This window comes from Aeromonas sp. QDB56 (genome assembly GCF_027705505.1).
GTDB classification, from domain to species: domain Bacteria; phylum Pseudomonadota; class Gammaproteobacteria; order Enterobacterales; family Aeromonadaceae; genus Aeromonas; species Aeromonas caviae.
In genome coordinates, this window is the sequence record NZ_JAPDBZ010000010.1 from 18,930 (window position 1) to 38,192 (window position 19,263).

The window sequence follows — 19,263 nt, forward strand, 5'->3', positions numbered from 1 at the left end:
GCGCGCCAAATTCAAATTGGTTTCAAAGTGGTCTTCTGTAATCAACGAGCCAAGGGGGAGGGGTAAACACCTAGTCAGCACTGCCATAAGCGGTATCGTCTCATGGGGGTGTGCAGTGCTGGTGGGGCAGGGGAGTTGGCGTCCACCCATGGGAGCGGGCATGAAAAAGGGCACCAGAGGTGCCCTTGATGACATCGGCGTGGATTACTCGTCGATGGAGCGCAGCAGGGCGTTGATGCCGACCTTGGCGCGGGTCTTGGCATCCACCTTCTTGACGATGACGGCGGCGTAGAGGCTGTACTTGCCGCACTTGGAGGGCAGGGAGCCGGAAACGACCACGGAGCCGGCCGGGACGCGGCCGTAGTGGATTTCGCCGGTTTCGCGGTCATAGATGCGGGTGGACTGGCCGATGAAGACCCCCATGGAGATGACGGAGCCCTCCTCGACGATTACCCCTTCCACCACTTCGGAACGGGCACCGATGAAGCAGTTGTCTTCGATGATGGTCGGGTTGGCCTGCAGGGGCTCCAGTACGCCGCCGATGCCGACGCCGCCGGAGAGGTGCACGTTCTTGCCGATCTGGGCGCAGGAGCCCACGGTGGCCCAGGTGTCGACCATGGTGCCTTCATCGACGAAGGCGCCGATGTTGACGTAGGAGGGCATCAGCACGGTGTTCGGGGCGATGAAGGAGCCTTTGCGCGCGGTCGCGGGCGGCACGACGCGTACACCGGCAGCCTTGAACTGCTCTTCGGTGTAGTTGGAGAACTTCAGGGGAACCTTGTCGTAGTACTGGGCATCGTCGCCCTTGATGATGCCGTTGTCGTTGATGCGGAAGGAGAGCAGCACGGCCTTCTTCAGCCACTGGTGGACGACCCACTCGCCGGCAATCTTCTCGGCAACCCGGGCTTTGCCGGAGTCCAGCAGGTCGATGGCTTCTAGAATGGCGGCCTTGGTGGCGGCATCGACGGAGCCGGGAGTGATGGAGTCACGGCGCTCGAAGGCCGCTTCGATGGTCTGTTGCAACTGGGTCATGACAGGTTTCCTTTATAAAATTCTGTTTGTTGTATCACACTTTTCCAATCGTTTTTAAGGGCTCTCGCCGATTTCTTCAGAATCAGGGCGATTTATTGTACTTGAGTGGTCCAACCATTTGTTCTGATTGAGGAATCAATACGTCAAAAAGCTTCTTTCGAGGCTTCATCCGAGCGTGTCAGGCACTCTCGCCAACCGGTTCCTGGGGGTTGAGCTGATTGACCAGCCTCTCCTCGAGGGCCTGTTGCTCCTCCGGGTTCAGCGGCTCTCCGGCCAGGGTGGTGAGGCTGAAGAAGTCCTCCACCCGCTCACCGATGGTGGTGATCTTGGCGGCATGGAGGGAGAGGCCGCACTGCTGGAACACGGCACCGATACGGGCCAATAGGCCCGGAGTGTCTAGGGCCGTCAGCTCCAGCAGGGTGTGGCGGTTTTCCCCCTTGTGGGGCAGGAAGACCACCCTGGTCGGCACGCTGAACTGGCGGTGGCGTCTAGACAGGGGCTTGCTGCGCAGGACCAGCTTGCCCGGCTCCTGAAGGGCTTTCTCCAGCGCCTTCTTGATGGTGGCGGTACGGTTGGGGCTGATGGGCTCGCCGTTCGGTTCCAGCACGATGAAGGTGTCGAGCACATAGTCGTTGCGCGAATTCATGATCTGGGCGTCGTGGATGCTGAGGTTCTTCTGATCCAGTGCCGAAGCCACGGTGGCAAAGAGGTTGGGGGTATCGCGGCAATAGATGAACACCTCGCTACCGCCCCGTATGGGATGCTTGCCGATGAGCACCAGGGGGGCCGGGTTGTCACCGTGGGCGATGATCTTGCGGCAGTGCCAGGCGATCTGCTCCGGGCTGTGGCGCAGGAAGTAATCGGCCTTGAAGTCGTTCCAGAGGGCGGTGACCGCCTCCTGTGGCACCTCGCGCTGGGTCAGGATCTGCCTGGCCTGGCGCTGGTTTTCACGGATCTTGAGGCGCATGTCCGGCGGGTTTTCCAACCCCTGGCGCAGGGCCTTTTGGGTGGCGAAGTAGAGTTCGCGCAGCAGGGTGCCCTTCCAGTCGTTCCACAGACTGTCGTTGGTGGCACAGATGTCGGCCACGGTCAGGCAATAGAGCAGGTCGAGGTGCAATTCATCCCGCACCTTCTGGGCGAAGTCGGTGACCACGTCCGGGTCGTAGATGTCGCGGCGCTGGGCGGTGACCGACATCAGCAGATGGTGGCGCACCAGCCAGGCGACCAGTCGGCTCTCGTAGCGATCCAGCCCGTGCAACTGGCAAAATTCCAGCGCATCCACGGCCCCGAGTTCGGAATGATCGCCACGCCTGCCCTTGGCGATGTCGTGGAAGAGGGCGGCGATGCTGAGCAGCTCGGGCTTGCGCAACTGGGTGAACACCTCGTGGCAGAGCGGGTGAGTCTGGCGGTTGGCTGGATTCGGGAAGCGATGGATGTTCTGCAGCAGCCGATGGGTGTGCTCGTCCACCGTGTAGGCGTGGAACATGTCGAACTGCATCTGGCCGACGATGAGGTTCCACTGGGGCAGGTAGGCCGCGAGGATCCCGTACTTGTGCATCAGGGTGAGCGGCTGGCCGATGCCGTTGGGGTGGCGCAGGAGCGCCATGAAGAGACGGCGGCACTCGGGTAGATCTTGCAGCCAGCAGTTGAGGGTGCGTCTGGCCTCGCGCAACTGGCGCAAGGTGGCGGAGTGGATGCCGGCAATCTCCGGGTGCTGGGCTATCTGGTAGAAGAGTCGCAGGATGGCGGCAGGATCCCGGCCGAACAGCTCGGAGTCCACCGCATCGATGAGGCGGCCGCGCAGCTGGAATTCGTCGCTGATGCGGCGCACGTCCATGGCGGTGTTGCCGAGAATGGCCTCGTCAAAGAGTTGCAGCAGCATCTCGTTGAGTTCGGCCACCCGTCGCACAGTCTGGTAGAAGCGCTTCATCATCTGCTCGACCGGGCCGTTGCCCTCGCCCTCGAACCCCAGCATCTGGGCCACGGTGCGCTGGCGGTCGAACAAGAGACGGTTGTCCCCCTTGTTGATGGCCATGTGCAGGGCGAAGCGCACCTTCCACAGGAAATTCTGACAGTCGAGCAATTCCCGGTACTCGGCCCGGTTGAGAAAACCGTGGCTGGTCATCTCGAACAGGGTGGTGGCGCCGAAGTGGCGGCGGGCGACCCAGGCCAGGGTCTGGATGTCGCGAAGGCCCCCGGGATTGTTCTTGAGATCCGGCTCCAGCTTGTAGGCGGTACCGAGAAACTGCTGGTGGCGCAGGGCCTGCTCTTCGCGTTTGGCACGAAAGAAGGCTTCGCTCGGCCAGAAGTGCTGGGGCTGGGTGGCCGCCTGCAACTGCTCGAATCCCGCCAGGCGACCCGTGATGTAACGGGCCTCGATGAGGTTGGTGGCAACCGTGATGTCGTTGCGACCCTGCTCGATGCACTCGGCCACGTTGCGCACCGACTGCCCCACTTCCAGCTTGAGATCCCACAAGAGGGTGATGAACTCGCCGATGCGCAGCCCCAGCACCTCGTCCAGCTCGTCCCCTTCATAGAGGATAAGCAGATCGATGTCGGAGTGGGGGTGCAGCTCGCCGCGGCCATAGCCCCCCACCGCGATCAGGGTGAGCTCGGTCCTGTCGAAGCCGAACTTGTGCCAGAGCCTGGTCAGCAGCGCGTCCATGTATTCGGAGCGGGTGGCCACCAGTTCGATGATGTTGTCACCGGCGTCGAAGCGCTCGTGCAGCCAGGCGAGAAAGCGGCTCAGGTACTCCTTGCAGTTGTCACGGGTGAGCTGATCGTCTGGGAGCAGATGGGGAGAAAGCAGGCTGGCATCCATGGCATGTCACACTCTCGGTCGGGCCGGGTAAAGAGCAACCCCGGCGCGCGGCCGGGGTTGAATGTCAAACGTGGCGGATAAAACGCTCGATAGTGTCGTCGGGGCGCAGGGTCAGGACCTCGCAGCCATCCTCGGTCACCAGCAGGGTGTGCTCCCACTGGGCGGAGTCGCCGCCGTCTTTGGTGGTCACGGTCCAGCCATCCTTCGGATTGACCTTGCAGTGGTACTTCTTGCTGTTGACCATGGGCTCGATGGTGAAGCACATGCCCGCTTTCAGCTCCAGCTTGCCGCCGTTGCGGTAGTGCAGGATCTGCGGCTCTTCGTGGAACTCGGCACCGATGCCATGGCCGCAGTAGTCGCGTACCACGGAGAAGCCGGCCTGCTCGACGATGGGCTGGATGACGGCGCCGATCTCGGTGATGCACATGCCCGGGCGCACCCGTTTGATGGCGGCATAGAGGCTATCCTGGGCCACCTTGCAGAGCTGGCGGCGCAGGGGGGTGGTCTGGCCCACGATGAACATGGCGGAGGTATCGCCGTGATAACCATCCTTGATGACGGTGATATCCAGATTGATGATGTCCCCTTCCCGCAGCTTCTTGTGGTTCGGGATGCCATGGCAGATGACATCGTTCACCGAGGTGCAGATGGACTTGGGGAAGCCGTGGTAATTGAGCGGCGCGGGGATGGCCTGCTGCACGTCGACGATGTAGTCGTGGCAGAGGGTATTCAGTTCGTCTGTGGTGACGCCCGCCTTGACGTGGGGGGCGATCATGACCAGCACGTCGGCGGCCAGCTGGCCGGCGACACGCATTTTTTCAATCTCTTCCGGTGTCTTGATTTTAATGGACATGGGATCTCTCTTGGGGCCTGATTGCGCATCCTGCCGATGCCCAACAACCAGGTAATGAAAAATAGATGCGTTTGCAATCAGGGCGAAATTTTATCCCCAACCCCCGTTTACTTCCAGTGTGATCGTCATCGCAACGTCATCAGGCGGTCGCACCATGGTCCGGGATCCATTTTTAGCACCCGGGCTGGTGGTGTCATGACCAAAGTTATGGTATAAAGCGCGCCGGAATGGGGAACTCGTGTCCTCATGCCATCACCCTTACTCAACAACACACACACATCGACACATATGCCGGGGTGCCTTAACGGGTCGGTTATATGGGATGTGTGGAGGCCTAACCCCAATACAGAGGTATAAAATGGCTAAAGTTTCTATGCGCGACATGCTGCAAGCCGGCGTTCACTTCGGTCACCAGACTCGTTACTGGAACCCGAAAATGAAGTCCTACATCTTCGGCGCCCGCAGCAAAGTTCACATCATCAACCTGGAAAAAACCGTTCCGATGTTTGACGATGCCATGAACTTCATCAGCTCCGTAGCTGCCAAGAAAGGCAAGGTGCTGTTCGTAGGTACCAAGCGTGCCGCGTCTGAAGCCGTCAAAGAAGCCGCTGAGCGTTGCGACCAGTTCTATGTAAACCACCGCTGGCTGGGCGGCATGCTGACCAACTGGAAAACCGTTCGTCAGTCCATCAAGCGCCTGAAAGATCTGGAAACCCAGAGCGAAGACGGTACCTTCGACAAGCTGACCAAGAAAGAGGCGCTGATGCGTACTCGCGAAATGGAAAAGCTGGAGAAGAGCCTGGGTGGTATCAAGAACATGGGCGGCCTGCCTGACGTTCTGTTCGTTGTCGATGCCGACCACGAGCACATCGCTATCAAAGAAGCCAACAACCTGGGTATCCCGGTAGTTTCCATCGTTGATACCAACTCCAACCCGGACGGCGTTGACTATGTCATCCCGGGTAACGACGACGCTATCCGTGCCGTACAGCTGTACCTGAACGCTGCTGCTGACACCGTTCTGGAAGCCCGTGAGCAGGACATCGTTGTTCAAGCCGAACAAGATGGCTTCGTTGAAGCTGAGTAATTGATAAGGACTGAAAAGCCCTTATTAACCAAGCTGATGTAATTGGTTAGCAGGGGCCCTTGTGGCCCCTGTTTCTTGTCAATTCAAGACCGAGGATACTGGACATGGCAAACATTTCTGCCGCCCTGGTAAAAGAACTGCGCGAGCGCACCGCCGCTGGCATGATGGATTGCAAAAAAGCGCTGGAAGAAGCCAACGGTGATATCGAGCTGGCTATCGAGAACATGCGTAAATCCGGTCAGGCCAAGGCCGCCAAGAAAGCTGGCCGTATCGCCGCTGAAGGTGTGATCTTCGCCCGTACCGAAGGCAACGTTGCCGTCATGATCGAGCTGAACTGCGAGACTGACTTCGTTTCCAAGGATGCCGGTTTCCTGGCCATGGGTCAGAAGATCGTCGAGATCGCTGCTACCCAGAAAATCGCTGACGTTGACGCGCTGAAAGCCGCCGACTTCGGCAACGGCGAGTCCGTCGAGCTGACCATCACCAACCTGATCGCTAAGATCGGTGAGAACATGAACCTGCGTCGCGTGATGCTGGTTGAAGGTGACAACCTGGGCACCTACGTTCACGGCTCCCGCATCGGTGTTATCACCAAGCTGGTTGGCGGTACCGACGAGCTGGCCAAAGATCTGGCCATGCACGTTGCTGCCAACAGCCCGCAATTCGTCAAACCGGAAGACGTGTCTGCCGAAGTCGTTGCCAAAGAGCGCGAAATCCAGATCGACATCGCCATCAACTCCGGCAAGCCGAAAGAGATCGCCGAGAAGATGGTTGAAGGCCGCATGAAGAAGTTCACCGGTGAGGTTTCCCTGACTGGTCAACCGTTCGTGAAAGATCCTTCCATGACCGTTGCCGAGCTGCTGAAGAAAGAAGGCGCTGACGTTGTTTCCTTCACCCGTTTCGAAGTGGGCGAAGGCATCGAGAAGCAAGAGACCGACTTCGCTGCTGAAGTAGCAGCCCAGATCGCGGCCGCTCAGAAGGCCTAATCGAACCGGTTTTTCCGTTTCCCCAGACCGCGACTTATGTCGCGGTCTTTATATGACCAGGAATCAGTGACATGAGTACCAATCCCAAGCCTGCATACAGACGTGTTCTTCTGAAGTTGAGTGGTGAAGCCCTGCAAGGATCCGAGGGTTTCGGCATTGATCCGGCGGTGCTGGAACGGATGGCCCAAGAGATCAAAGAGCTGGTTGAGCTGGGTGTTCAGGTCGGTCTGGTCATCGGTGGCGGCAACCTGTTCCGTGGTGCCGGCCTTGCCAAGGCAGGCATGAATCGCGTGGTGGGTGACCACATGGGCATGCTGGCGACCGTCATGAACGGCCTGGCCATGCGTGATGCCCTGCATCGTGCTTATGTGAATGCCCGCCTGATGTCGGCCATCTCCCTGCAAGGGGTCTGCGACTCCTACAGCTGGGCCGAAGCCATCAGCCAGCTGCGCGCCGGCAAGGTGGTGATCTTCTCTGCCGGTACCGGTAACCCCTTCTTTACCACCGACTCGGCAGCCTGCCTGCGCGGTATCGAGATCGAAGCCGACGTCGTGCTGAAAGCCACCAAGGTCGATGGCGTGTTCACCGATGACCCGGTCAAGAACCCGGATGCCGTGCTCTATCAGGAACTGAGTTATGATGAAGTTCTTGAAAAAGAACTCAAAGTGATGGATCTTGCTGCTTTTACCCTGGCCCGCGACCACGATCTGCCGATCCGGGTGTTCAACATGAACAAACCGGGCGCGCTGCGCCGCGTGATCATGGGTGAGCCGGAAGGTACTCTGATCCACCAGGCCAGCAAGTAAGGCAAGTGTGAGCCCCAGGCTCGCTTGTCCATTACGCCAGTCAACAAGATAGATACGAGCCGCCCGTCGGCTCGTTCGCCAAAAGGAAAACCACTGTGATCAACGAGATTAAAAACGACGCCAAGGACCGCATGGGCAAAAGCGTAGAGTCGCTGAAGACCCAGATGTCCAAGATCCGTACCGGCCGTGCTCACCCGAGCCTGCTCGACGGCATCCAGGTGGAGTATTACGGTGCTGCCACTCCTCTGAAGCAGTTGGCCAACGTGGTGGCAGAAGATGCCCGTACTCTCTCCATCTCCATCTTCGATCGCTCCATGATCCAGGCGGTGGAAAAAGCCATCCTGACCTCCGATCTGGGCCTGAACCCGTCCAGCAACGGCCAGACTCTGCGCGTGCCGCTGCCGCCGCTGACCGAAGAGCGTCGCCGTGATCTGACCAAGATCGTCCGTGCCGAAGCCGAAGGTGCCCGGGTTGCCATTCGCAACATCCGTCGCGATGCCAACGCCGACCTGAAAGCCCTGCTGAAAGAGAAAGAGATCTCCGAAGACGACGACCGTCGCGCCCAGGAAGAGATCCAGAAGCTGACCGATACCTTCATCAAGCTGGTGGATGACGCCCTGGTTGTGAAGGAAAAGGAGCTAATGGAAATCTAAGCCTCCGACAGGTATATTACGAGCGCCGTGTAGTGCCCCTGCACGGCGCTTTTGTCTTTGTGGGAGAAATGAATGTCGCTTTTGGCAGCGCTAGGCGATAGCGCCAGCTCGTCCTTGCCCCGTCACGTCGCCATCATCATGGATGGCAATGGTCGCTGGGCCCAGAACCGCGGCAAGATGCGGGTTTCCGGGCACAAGGCGGGCGTGAAATCCGTGCGTGAGGCCGTGGCCTTTGCCGCCCGTGCCAAGATGGAGGCGCTGACCCTGTTTGCGTTTTCCAGCGAGAACTGGCGCCGTCCGGAAGGGGAAGTCAACGCCCTGATGGAATTGTTCATGACGGTGCTGGGTCGCGAGGTGAGCAAGTTGCACAGCAACGGCATTCGCCTTCGGGTGATTGGCGACACTGCCCGCTTCAGCGAGCGGCTGCAGGCCAAAATCGCCAAGGCCGAGGCCCTGACCGCCAACAATCAGGGATTGACCCTCAATATCGCCGCCAACTATGGCGGTCAGTGGGACATCGCCCAGGCGGCCCGGACCCTTGCACGGGCCGTGGCTGCGGGTGAACTCGATGCCGAGGCGGTCGATGAGGCGGCATTGGGTCGTCATGTCTGCATGGCTGATCTGCCCCCCGTGGATCTGTTGATCCGCACTGGCGGGGATCATCGCATCAGCAACTTTGTCCTGTGGCAGCTCGCCTATGCCGAACTCTATTTTACCCCGGTCCTGTGGCCCGATTTTGACGAGGCCGAGTTCAGTGGGGCAGTTGCCTCCTTCGTTGCTCGCGAGCGTCGCTTCGGGTGTACGGGTGAACAGATCCGGGAATTGATCGCCGCGCAACAGACCGGCTAAACCCCGCTCCCAAGAGAGAGGTTTCTTTTGCTAAAACAACGAATTATTACCGCATTACTGTTAGTACCCCTGGTGTTGGGGGCGCTGTTTTTTCTGCCGTTGAAATTCTTTGCCCTGCTCGCCGCCCTGGTCTTTCTGCTGGCCAGCCGTGAGTGGAGTGCCTTCGTCACTGCCCAGCCGCAACAGTGGTTGCCGCTGGTGTTCTGTCTGCTGCTGGGGGCCAGCCTGTTTTGGGTGCCCGTGGAGCAACTCTGGATCCCCCAACTGCATCCGCTGGTGATGGGCGTGCTCTGGACCGCTGTCAGCTGGTGGCTGCTGGGGCTGCTGCTGGTGCTGCGCTACCCGCAAAGCGCCAGGCTGTGGCGTGAATCCATCTGGCTCAAATCCCTGTTCGGTCTGGTGACCCTGGTTCCCTTCTTCTGGTCCCTGGTGGCCATTCGCGGTTACAACTTCTACCACGACCCCATGATGGGAGCCTGGATCCTGCTGTTCGTGATGGGACTGGTCTGGGCGGCAGATTCTGGCGCGTATTTTTTCGGCAAGGCGTTCGGCAAACACAAGCTGGCACCGGCCGTGAGCCCGGGTAAAACCATCGAAGGCATGCTGGGTGGGCTGTTTACCGCCAGCCTGCTGGCCATCGGCGTGACCTGGTTCATGGGCTTCGTGCCTGCCAAGATGGGCACCGTGCTGCTCTGTTCTCTGCTGGCGGTGCTGGCCTCCGTGCTCGGCGATCTGGCCGAGAGCATGTTCAAGCGGGAAGCCGGCATCAAGGATTCCGGCACCCTGTTGCCGGGCCATGGGGGCATTCTCGATCGCATCGACAGCCTGACGGCGGCGCTGCCCGTCTTCCTGCTCAGCTACCTGTTGCTCGGCCCGGAGTTTTGATGTTTCGCGCACTGATGATCCCGGGAGCGTCCCGCTCCATCAGTCTGTTACCCAATCAGGAGTCTTGATGCAAAACCTGGTGATCCTGGGAGCGTCAGGCTCCATCGGTCAGAGCACCCTCAAGGTACTGCGCCACAACCCCGGGCGCTGGCAGGTGCTGGCGCTGACCGCTGCCCGCAGCGTGGACGCCATGCTGCGCGACTGTCTCGAATTCTCCCCCCGGTTTGCCGTCATGGTGGACGAAGGCGCCGCCAGCGAGCTGGCGGGTCGGCTCAAGGCCCACGGCAGCACCACCCGGGTGTTGTCCGGTCAGGCAGCCCTGTGCGACGTGGCTGCTCACCCCGATGCCCACAGCGTGATGGCGGCCATTGTCGGTGCGGCGGGTCTGGCACCCACCATGGCTGCCGTGCGCGCCGGCAAGCGCATTCTGCTGGCCAACAAGGAGGCGTTGGTGATGTCAGGAGCCTTCTTCATGGAGGCGGTGCGCGAGCATGGCGCCGAGCTGCTGCCCATCGACAGCGAACACAACGCCATCTTCCAGTGCCTGCCGGTCGACGTGCAGCGCCAGCCCGGTTTCTGCGATCTGGCCGGGGCGGGGATCAGCAAGATCCTGCTGACCGGCTCCGGCGGACCTTTCCGCTATGCCGATGTGGGTGAACTGCACCATGTCACCCCGGCGCAAGCCATTGCCCATCCCAACTGGTCCATGGGGGCCAAGATCTCGGTGGACTCCGCCACCATGATGAACAAGGGGCTGGAGTACATCGAGGCGCGCTGGCTGTTCAATGCGGCCCCCGAGCAGATCCAGGTGGTGATTCACCCCCAGTCCGTCATTCACTCCATGGTGCAGTACAAGGATGGCTCCGTGCTGGCCCAGCTCGGCAACCCGGACATGTGCACCCCCATTGCCCACGCTCTGGCCTATCCGGAACGGATCGAGTCCGGTGTGGAACCTTTGGATTTCTTCAGTGTCGGAGAGTTCAGCTTTATCCGGCCCGACTATGAGCGCTATCCCTGTCTGGCGCTGGCCATGAGCGCGTGCCAGCAGGGGCAGGGGGCGACCACCTCCCTCAATGCCGCCAACGAGGAGGCCGTCGCGGCTTTTCTTGCAGAGCGGATCGGATTTATGGATATTGCCAGAGTCAACGAATCCGTCATGGCCGAGCTGGGCAGCAGTGCTGCCGGCTCTCTGGCGGATCTCATCGCCCTGGACGGTACGGCCCGAGCCCGTGCCCAGCAACTGATAAAGGAGCTTGCCGTATGAACGGACTGTGGTGGCAGCCAGCCCCTCTCCATGCTCTCGAGCGCAGGACTGGACATGACCGCGGGGTACGCGGCTGATGGGCGGGGTTCTGTGGAATATCGGCGCCTTCATCGTGGCCCTCGGGCTGCTGGTGGCGGTGCATGAATTTGGCCACTTCTGGGTGGCTCGTCGTTGCGGCGTCAAGGTGGAGCGCTTCTCCATCGGCTTTGGCAAGGCCATCTGGCGTCGCCTTGGCAAGGATGGCACCGAATACGTGCTGGCCCTGATCCCCCTTGGCGGTTACGTCAAGATGCTGGATGGCCGGGTCGACGCACTCAAACCTGGGGAGGAGGTGCAGGCCTTCAACCACAAGAGCGTCTGGGCCCGGATGGCCATCGTCGCGGCCGGCCCCATGGCGAACTTCGTGTTCGCCCTGTTCGCCTTCTGGCTGATGTTCATGATAGGGGTGCCGAGCGTCAAACCCGTGGTGGGCGAGGTGCGTCCCGCCTCCATCGTGGCAGAGGCCGGCATCCTGCCAGGCATGGAGATCGTCGGCGTCGGCGGCGAGGAGACCGGTGACTGGGAGAGCGTCACCTACGCCCTCATCAGCCACCTTGGCGATGACTCGGTCCAGCTCAAGCTCAAGGCGGCCAACACCAGCTATGCAGTGGACAAGACCCTGCAGCTGGCAGGTTGGAAATTCGATCCGGACAAAGAGTCACCCATCGGGAGCCTCGGGATAGTGCCCCTCGGTGGCAAGGTGCTGCCCGTGGTGGAGGCCGTGGTACCGTCGAGCGCCAGCGAGAAGGCCGGCCTTCAGATAGGGGATCGCATCAAGGGGGTCGATGGAGAGGCCATCACCGAATGGGCCCAGTTTGTCGAGCGTGTCCAGCAGTCACCGGCGCAGCCGCTGCAGGTGACGGTGGAGCGCGGGGGAAGCGAGATGACCCTGACCCTGACCCCGGATGGGAAGAAAGTGAAGGGCCAGCTGGTCGGTTTTGTGGGCTTGTCGCCGCAACTGGTTCCATTACCGGATGAGTATCGAACTCTGTTACAGTATGGGCCTTTGCAAGCCCTGTGGCATGGGGTCCAGAAGACCTGGAGCCTGATCACCCTGACCTTCGACATGATAGGCAAGCTGATCGGTGGCATTGTCTCTTTGGACAACCTGAGCGGCCCCATCTCCATCGCCAAGGGGGCCGGCAGCAGCGCCGATTACGGGTTGGTCTATTTCCTCGGATTCCTGGCGCTCATCAGCGTCAACCTGGGGATCATCAACCTGTTCCCCCTGCCGGTGCTCGATGGTGGCCATCTGGTCTATTTCCTCATCGAGGCGATCACCGGCAAGCCGGTATCGGAAAAAATTCAGGAAGTTGGGTTCAGGATAGGCGCCGCCATTCTGATGTTACTGATGGGCATTGCGCTGTTTAATGATTTCGCTCGCCTCTGAGGCCAGAGCATCAACAAGGACACATAAGAACAAAATGGCTGTTAAAAAAGCATTGGTGTTGAGTTGCCTGCTGGGGGCCAGCTTCCTGGCTCAGGCTGCCCCGGCCTCTTTTGTGGTGCAAGACATTCAGGTCGAGGGCCTGCAGCGGGTGACCCTGGGTGCCGCCCTGTTGAATCTGCCGGTGCGGGTCGGTGATTCCGTCGACTCCGTGTCCCTGGCGAACGCCATCAAGAAGCTCTATGCCTCCGGCAACTTCGAGGACGTCAAGGTCTATCGCGACGGTCAGGTGCTGCAAGTGGTAGTCAAGGAGCGCCCGACCATCTCCAGCATCGAGTTCTCCGGCAACAAGGATATCAAGGAAGAGCAACTGACCCAGAGCCTGGAATCCTCCGGGATCCGCGTGGGTGATCCGCTGGATCGCACCGTGCTGAGCTCCCTCGAGAAAGGGCTGGAAGATTTCTACTACGGCGTGGGCAAGTACTCCGCCAAGGTCAAGGCCATCGTCACCCCGCTGCCGCGCAACCGGGTCGACCTCAAGTTCACCTTCGTGGAAGGGGAAGCGGCCAAGATCCAGCAGATCAACATCGTCGGCAACAACGTCTTCCCGGAAGAGAAGCTGCTGGCCCAGCTCTCCCTCAAGGACGACGTGCCCTGGTGGAACTTCACCGGCGATCAGCGCTACCAGAAGCAGAAGCTGGCCGGTGACATCGAAGTGCTGCGCTCCTACTACATGGACCGCGGCTACATCCGCTTCACCCAGGAGTCCACCCAGGTCTCCATGACCCCGGACAAGAAGGGGGTCTATGTCACCCTCAACGTCAAGGAAGGGGAGCAGTACAAGGTTTCCGGCATCCAGCTCAAGGGCGACCTCATCGACCGCGGCGGCGAGATGAAGGGCCTCATCCCCATCGAGGCGGGCAGCGTCTACTCCGCCAGTCAGGTGACCCATACCGAAGAGGTGCTCTCCAAGTTCCTCGGCCGTTACGGCTACGCCTATCCGAAAGTGGTCACCTTCCCCCAGATCAACGACCAGACCAAGGAAGTGGAGCTCATCGTCAACGTGGAGCCGGGTCCCCGGGTCTATGTGCGCAACATCAACTTCAGCGGCAACGTCACCACCAAGGACGAAGTGCTGCGTCGCGAGATGCGCCAGATGGAGGGCACCTGGCTCTCCTCCGACAACGTCGAGCAGTCCAAGACCCGTCTCAACCGCCTCGGCTTCTTCGAGACCGCGGAGGTTGACACCAAGCGGGTGCCGGGCAGCGATGACCAGGTCGATCTGGACTTCAAGGTCAAGGAGCAGCCGGCGGGGTCCATCAACGCCGGTATCGGCTACGGCACCGAGTCGGGTCTGAGCCTGCAGGCGGGTCTGCAGCAGGACAACTTCATGGGGACCGGCAAGAAGATCGGCATCAACGCCAGCACCAACGACTACTCCAAGAGCGTCGACCTGAGCTATAACGACCCCTACTTCACCGTGGACGGGGTGAGCCTGGGCGGCCGTCTCTACTACAACAAGTTCAGTGCGGCCGACGCCAACATCGTGGACTACGAGAACACCACCGTCGGTTTCCGTCTCTCCAGCGGCTTCCCGGTCAACGAGAACAACCGTCTCGACTTCAGCCTGGGCTACGAAAACAACAAACTGTCCCAGCCCAACCCCTATGTACAGGTGGACGAGTTCTGGAAGGTCTACAACGGCAATCTGGATGGCGACAACCGCATGGTGTTCAACACCGTGGACGTCACCGCCGGCTGGACCCGCTCCACCCTCAACAAGGGTCAGTTCCCGACCTCCGGTGACCGCCAGCGGGTGAACGCCAAGGTGACGGTGCCCGGCATGGATCTGCAGTACTTCAAGCTCAACGCAGAAGATGCCCACTACTTCCCGTTTGATGCCGATCACAAATGGGTCATGCTGGCCAAGGCCCGTGCCTCCTACGGCGATGGCTACGGCACCAATGGCGATTACGAGCACGTTCTGCCGTTCTTCGAGAACTACTACGCCGGTGGCTTCGACACCCTGCGTGGTTTCAAGAGCAACACAGTCGGTCCGAAGGCGCTCTACTACTACAACTTGAGTGGTAACGACGTCATCCAGGGCACTGACAGCTCGGTCGGGGGCAACGCCCTGGCGGTGGCCTCGCTGGAAATGATCGTGCCGACGCCCTTTGCCTCCGAGACCTATCAGCCCCAGTTGCGGACCAGCTTCTTCATCGACGCCGGTTCCGTGTGGGATACCCACTTCGACTACAGCCAGTATCAGAACCGTTGCTTCAGTGGTTGCAACTATCTGATGGACTACTCCGACCCGAGCAACATCCGGATGTCGACCGGCCTGTCGCTGCAGTGGCTCTCTCCCATGGGCCCGCTGGTGTTCGTGCTGGCAAGACCAATCAAGAAATACGAAGGGGACGACACCGAAGTCTTCTCCTTCAACATCGGCCGTACCTTCTAAGGGGAGCGGACGCCCCCCCGCCATGGCGGGGGAAGCATGATGGGTCGCGCGTTTGCGTGCCTCACCAGGTAACAAGACGATCTCGTGGATCGCTTGCACAATCAGGTAAATCAGGTAGCCCTCGACCGAGGGACCAAGGAGTAAGTGTGAATAAAGCGTTGAAAGTAGCTGGTTTGAGCTTTGCACTGATGGCTGCCGGCATGGGTTCTGCCTTCGCTGAGACCAAGATTGCCGTGGTCGACATGGGCGAAGTCTTCCAAAAGCTGCCCCAGCGTGAAGCCGTTGCCAAGAAGCTGAAGGGCGAGTTCGAGCCGCGCATGCGTGAACTGCAGAAGCTGGAGTCTGACGGTCAGGCACTGGTCGAGAAGTTCAAGAAGGACGAAGCCTTCATGAGCGCCGAACAGAAGAAGCAGAGCCAGGAGAAGCTGGCCAAGCTGCAGATGGAATTCAACCAGAAGCGTCAGGCGTTTGAACAGGACAACGGTCGCCGTCAGTCCGAAGAGCGCAACAAGATCCTGACCAAGGTGCAGGCTGCCATTGACGCCATCGCCAAGAGCAATGGCTACGATCTGGTGCTGGAGCGCAACGCCGCCCCTTATGCAGCCAGCAAGCTGGACATCTCCGGCCAGGTTATTTCTCAGGTTAGCAAGAGCAACTAATTGATGGCATTCACTCTCGCACAGCTGGCCCAGCAACTGGGGGCCGAGGTCCATGGGGATGGGACCCGGGAAATTCGCAAGGTCGCGACACTGGAAAAAGCCGGGGAGGGGGAGATAGCCTTCCTGTCCAACAAGAAGTACCGGCATTTTCTGGAGCAGAGCAAGGCCACTGCCGTGCTCATCACCGAGGCAGACCTGCCGTTTTGCCCCACCAACGCCCTGGTGCTCAAGGACCCCTACGTGGGCTTTGCACGGGTTGCCCAACTGCTGGACACCACCCCGCAGCCGGCCATGGATATCCATCCGAGCGCCGTCATCGCGGCTGACGTGCAACTGGGCGAGAGAGTGGCCATCGGTGCCAATGCGGTGATCGAATCCGGCGTCGTGCTGGGTGACGATGTGCGCATCGGCCCGGGCTGTTTCGTTGGCAAGGATACCCGACTGGGAGCGCGCTCCCGGTTGTGGGCCAACGTCACCCTCTATCACAACGTGACCCTGGGCACGGACTGTCTGGTACAGGCCGGCACCGTGATCGGGGCAGACGGTTTCGGTTATGCCAACGAGCGCGGCGAGTGGATCAAGATCCCCCAGCTTGGTGGCGTGACCATCGGCAACCGGGTCGAGATCGGTGCCTGCACCACCATCGACCGCGGTGCGCTGGAAGATACCCGCATCGCTGACAACGTCATCATCGACAACCAGTGCCAGATCGCCCACAACGTCGAGATCGGCTACGGCACTGCCGTGGCGGGCTCCACCGTGATGGCCGGTAGTCTCAAGGTCGGCAAATACTGTATCATTGGTGGTGCCTCCGTCTTTAACGGGCACATGGAGATCTGCGACCAGGCCACCGTCACCGGCATGGCCATGGTGATGCGTCCCATCACCGAGCCCGGTATCTACTCTTCCGGCATCCCCCTGCAAACCAATAAAGAGTGGCGCAAGACCGCCGCCCGGGTGATGCGTATCGAAGAGATGCACAAGCGGTTGAGCAAGCTTGAGAAAAAGCTGGATCAAGAATAATCACGATTGGTATAGGGTACTGTTTTGACTACTGAAAAGAAGAGCCTGGGCATCCAGGAAATCATGGATCTGCTGCCCCACCGTTATCCGTTCCTGATGGTGGACAAGGTGGAAAACTACGAGATCAGCGATGAGCGCAAGACCCTGCGCGCCATCAAGAACGTCTCGTTCAACGAGCCGATCTTCCAGGGCCACTTCCCGGCCAAGCCGGTCTTCCCCGGCGTGCTGATCCTGGAAGCCATGGCCCAGGCCACCGGTATCCTGGCCTTCACCATGGTGGGCAAGCCGTCCCCCAACGAGCTCTATTACTTTGCCTCCATCGACAATGCCCGCTTCAAGCGCCCGGTGGGTCCCGGCGATCAGCTGGTGCTGGATGTGGAGTTCCTGAAGGAGCGTCGCGGCATCGCCAAGTTCACCGGTGTCGCCACCGTCGACGGTGAAGTGGTCTGTACTGCCGAACTGATGTGCGCCAAGCGCGAGGTATAACCGTGATCGATCAGACTGCCATCATCCACGACACCGCCATCGTCCATGAGTCTGCCGTCATCGGCAAAGGGGTTGAAATCGGCCCCTTCACCGTCATCGGCGCCGAGGTGGAAATCGGTGACAACACCTGGGTGAGCTCCCACGTGGTGATCAAGGGCCCGACCAAGATCGGTCGCGGCAACAAGATCTTCCAGCACACCTCCATCGGTGAGGATTGCCAGGACAAGAAGTACGCCGGCGAGCGCACCTTCCTCGAGATCGGCGACAACAACGTGTTTCGCGAGAACTGCACCGTGCACCGCGGCACCACCCAGGACCAGAGCCTGACCAAGGTGGGTAGCGGCAACCTGTTCATGGTCAACGTTCACGTGGCCCACGACTGCATCATCGGTGACAACTGCATCTTCGCCAACAACGCCACCCTGGCGGGCCATGTGCACATCGGTGACTTCGTGATCTTCGGCGGTCTGTCTGCCATTCACCAGTTCGGCCGCGTCGGCTCCCACGCCTTCGTCGGCGGCTGCGCTGCCCTGAACAAGGACGTGCCGCCCTACGTGATGGCCGCCGGCAACTACGCCAAGCCTTTCGGGGTCAACTCCGAAGGCCTGCGTCGTCGTGGCTTCAGCGCCGAGGCGATCTCTGCCGTCAAGCGCGCCTACAAGGAGATCTTCCGCTCCGGCAAGACCATTGAAGAGGTGTTGCCCGTGCTGAGCGAGATGGCCCAGAGCGAACCTGCCATCCAGCTCTATGTGGATTTCCTCAAGGACAACGAGCGCGGGATCATCCGTGCCTGATCCCATTCGCATCGGCATCGTCGCCGGAGAGACCTCCGGCGACATCCTGGCCGCAGGGCTGGTGCGCGAACTGCAAGCCCGCTACCCGGATGCGCAGTTCGAAGGGATCGCCGGGCCGCGGATGCAGGCTCTCGGCGTGAAGGCGCTGTTCGAGATGGAGGAGCTCTCCGTCATGGGCATCACCGAGGTGCTGGGCCGTCTGCCCCGCATCCTCCAGGTACGCCGCGAACTGCTGCGCCACTTCATCGCCAATCCCCCCGACATCTTCGTCGGTGTGGATGCACCGGATTTCAATATCGGGGTGGAGCTGAAACTGCGCCGCGCCGGTATCAAGACGGTCCACTATGTCAGCCCCTCCGTCTGGGCCTGGCGTCAGGGCCGCATTCACAAGATCAAGGCCGCCACCGACATGGTGCTCGCCTTCCTGCCATTCGAGAAAGCCTTCTACGACCGTTTCGATGCCCCCTGTCGCTTCGTCGGCCACACCATGGCGGACGACATTCCCCTGGTCCCGGATCAAGGGGCGGTGCGCGAGGCCCTCGGCATCGATCCCGCCCGTCGCTGGCTGGCGGTGCTGCCGGGGAGCCGCACGGCGGAAGTGGGCTTCATGGCGCCGGTCTTCCTCGAGGCGTGCAAGCACCTGACGGTTCACAACCCGGATCTCGGTTTCATCGTGCCTCTGGTCAACCAGAAACGGCGCGAGCAGTTCCTCGCCATCAAGGCCGAGGTGGCCCCGGAGCTCGACATGGTGCTGCTGGACGGCCAGGGCCGCGAGGCCATGATTGCCGCCGACGTGGTGATGCTCGCCTCCGGCACCGCGGCCCTCGAGGCCATGCTGGTGAAAAAGCCCATGGTGGTGGGTTACAAGCTCAAACCCTTCAGCTACTTGCTGGCCCAGTGGCTGGTGAAGACGGATTATGTCTCCCTGCCGAACCTGCTGGCGGACAAGATGCTGGTGCCCGAGCTCATCCAGCACGAGTGCACCCCGGCCAACCTGGTGGAAGAGGTGAGCAAGCTGCTGGACCATGACAACAGCGAGCTCATCGCCACCTTCACCCGGTTGCACGAGAAGATCCGCTGCAATGCGGATGTGCAGGCAGCGGAAGCGGTTGCCGCGCTGCTGGAACGCTAGTGGGCTCTGCCTGTGTGTCAGGCGTGATGTTGTGCTGATACTGGCC

At 60.6% G+C, this 19,263-nt stretch carries 17 protein-coding genes; 14 read left to right on the forward strand and 3 right to left on the reverse strand.

From position 1 onward, the window contains the following. Positions 1-204: 204 nt before the first annotated feature. The 3 genes from dapD to map all read right to left on the reverse strand — a co-directional run bounded on the left by dapD (position 205) and on the right by map (position 4,706). Positions 205-1,032, reverse strand: coding sequence for a 2,3,4,5-tetrahydropyridine-2,6-dicarboxylate N-succinyltransferase (gene dapD / locus OKB81_RS03000; protein ID WP_010673400.1), 828 nt, complete (start codon positions 1,030-1,032; stop codon positions 205-207). Positions 1,033-1,210: 178 nt separating this feature from the next. Then, positions 1,211-3,853 carry a bifunctional uridylyltransferase/uridylyl-removing protein GlnD gene (glnD, locus tag OKB81_RS03005; RefSeq protein WP_103858158.1) on the reverse strand — a complete coding sequence of 881 codons (2,643 nt, stop codon included), beginning with the start codon at positions 3,851-3,853 and terminating at the stop codon, positions 1,211-1,213. A gap of 64 nt (positions 3,854-3,917) precedes the next feature. Continuing rightward, positions 3,918-4,706 carry a type I methionyl aminopeptidase gene (gene map, locus OKB81_RS03010; RefSeq protein WP_010673402.1) on the reverse strand — a complete coding sequence of 263 codons (789 nt, stop codon included), beginning with the start codon at positions 4,704-4,706 and terminating at the stop codon, positions 3,918-3,920. A gap of 358 nt (positions 4,707-5,064) precedes the next feature. On the opposite strand from map, the gene rpsB reads away from it, so the two are divergent. The 14 genes from rpsB to lpxB all read left to right on the forward strand — a co-directional run bounded on the left by rpsB (position 5,065) and on the right by lpxB (position 19,217). Next, positions 5,065-5,793, forward strand: coding sequence for a 30S ribosomal protein S2 (gene rpsB, locus OKB81_RS03015; protein ID WP_010673403.1), 729 nt, complete (start codon positions 5,065-5,067; stop codon positions 5,791-5,793). A 104-nt stretch (positions 5,794-5,897) separates the two neighbouring features. After that, positions 5,898-6,779, forward strand: a complete 882-nt coding sequence (gene tsf, locus OKB81_RS03020) for a translation elongation factor Ts (protein ID WP_010673404.1) — start codon at positions 5,898-5,900, stop codon at positions 6,777-6,779. A gap of 71 nt (positions 6,780-6,850) precedes the next feature. Continuing rightward, positions 6,851-7,585 (forward strand): UMP kinase, encoded by a 735-nt coding sequence (pyrH, locus tag OKB81_RS03025; RefSeq protein ID WP_010673405.1) that lies wholly within the window; start codon positions 6,851-6,853, stop codon positions 7,583-7,585. 95 nt (positions 7,586-7,680) lie between these two features. Then, positions 7,681-8,238, forward strand: coding sequence for a ribosome recycling factor (gene frr / locus OKB81_RS03030; RefSeq protein WP_010673406.1), 558 nt, complete (start codon positions 7,681-7,683; stop codon positions 8,236-8,238). 72 nt (positions 8,239-8,310) lie between these two features. After that, positions 8,311-9,087 carry a polyprenyl diphosphate synthase gene (gene uppS / locus OKB81_RS03035; RefSeq protein WP_039039427.1) on the forward strand — a complete coding sequence of 259 codons (777 nt, stop codon included), beginning with the start codon at positions 8,311-8,313 and terminating at the stop codon, positions 9,085-9,087. Positions 9,088-9,114: 27 nt separating this feature from the next. Further along, on the forward strand, positions 9,115-9,972 hold the full coding sequence (locus tag OKB81_RS03040) for a phosphatidate cytidylyltransferase (RefSeq protein ID WP_039039428.1): 858 nt from the start codon (positions 9,115-9,117) through the stop codon (positions 9,970-9,972). A gap of 67 nt (positions 9,973-10,039) precedes the next feature. Beyond that, the gene (ispC, locus tag OKB81_RS03045) at positions 10,040-11,236 is read left to right on the forward strand and encodes a 1-deoxy-D-xylulose-5-phosphate reductoisomerase (RefSeq protein ID WP_010673409.1); all 1,197 of its coding nucleotides are present in this window, start codon (positions 10,040-10,042) and stop codon (positions 11,234-11,236) included. Between the two features lie 76 nt (positions 11,237-11,312). Continuing rightward, positions 11,313-12,665 (forward strand): sigma E protease regulator RseP, encoded by a 1,353-nt coding sequence (gene rseP, locus OKB81_RS03050; RefSeq protein ID WP_103858159.1) that lies wholly within the window; start codon positions 11,313-11,315, stop codon positions 12,663-12,665. A gap of 34 nt (positions 12,666-12,699) precedes the next feature. Next, complete coding sequence (bamA, locus tag OKB81_RS03055; protein ID WP_029313941.1) at positions 12,700-15,123, forward strand: outer membrane protein assembly factor BamA; 2,424 nt, start codon at positions 12,700-12,702, stop codon at positions 15,121-15,123. A gap of 146 nt (positions 15,124-15,269) precedes the next feature. Then, positions 15,270-15,782 (forward strand): OmpH family outer membrane protein, encoded by a 513-nt coding sequence (locus OKB81_RS03060; protein WP_029313943.1) that lies wholly within the window; start codon positions 15,270-15,272, stop codon positions 15,780-15,782. Between the two features lie 3 nt (positions 15,783-15,785). Then, positions 15,786-16,805 carry a UDP-3-O-(3-hydroxymyristoyl)glucosamine N-acyltransferase gene (lpxD, locus tag OKB81_RS03065; RefSeq protein WP_039039449.1) on the forward strand — a complete coding sequence of 340 codons (1,020 nt, stop codon included), beginning with the start codon at positions 15,786-15,788 and terminating at the stop codon, positions 16,803-16,805. A 24-nt stretch (positions 16,806-16,829) separates the two neighbouring features. After that, the gene (gene fabZ, locus OKB81_RS03070) at positions 16,830-17,291 is read left to right on the forward strand and encodes a 3-hydroxyacyl-ACP dehydratase FabZ (protein WP_010673414.1); all 462 of its coding nucleotides are present in this window, start codon (positions 16,830-16,832) and stop codon (positions 17,289-17,291) included. A 2-nt stretch (positions 17,292-17,293) separates the two neighbouring features. Continuing rightward, on the forward strand, positions 17,294-18,085 hold the full coding sequence (gene lpxA / locus OKB81_RS03075) for an acyl-ACP--UDP-N-acetylglucosamine O-acyltransferase (protein ID WP_010673415.1): 792 nt from the start codon (positions 17,294-17,296) through the stop codon (positions 18,083-18,085). After that, positions 18,078-19,217, forward strand: coding sequence for a lipid-A-disaccharide synthase (gene lpxB, locus OKB81_RS03080; RefSeq protein ID WP_039039432.1), 1,140 nt, complete (start codon positions 18,078-18,080; stop codon positions 19,215-19,217). Before lpxA ends, lpxB begins: the two co-directional genes overlap by 8 nt. Positions 19,218-19,263 lie beyond the last annotated feature (46 nt).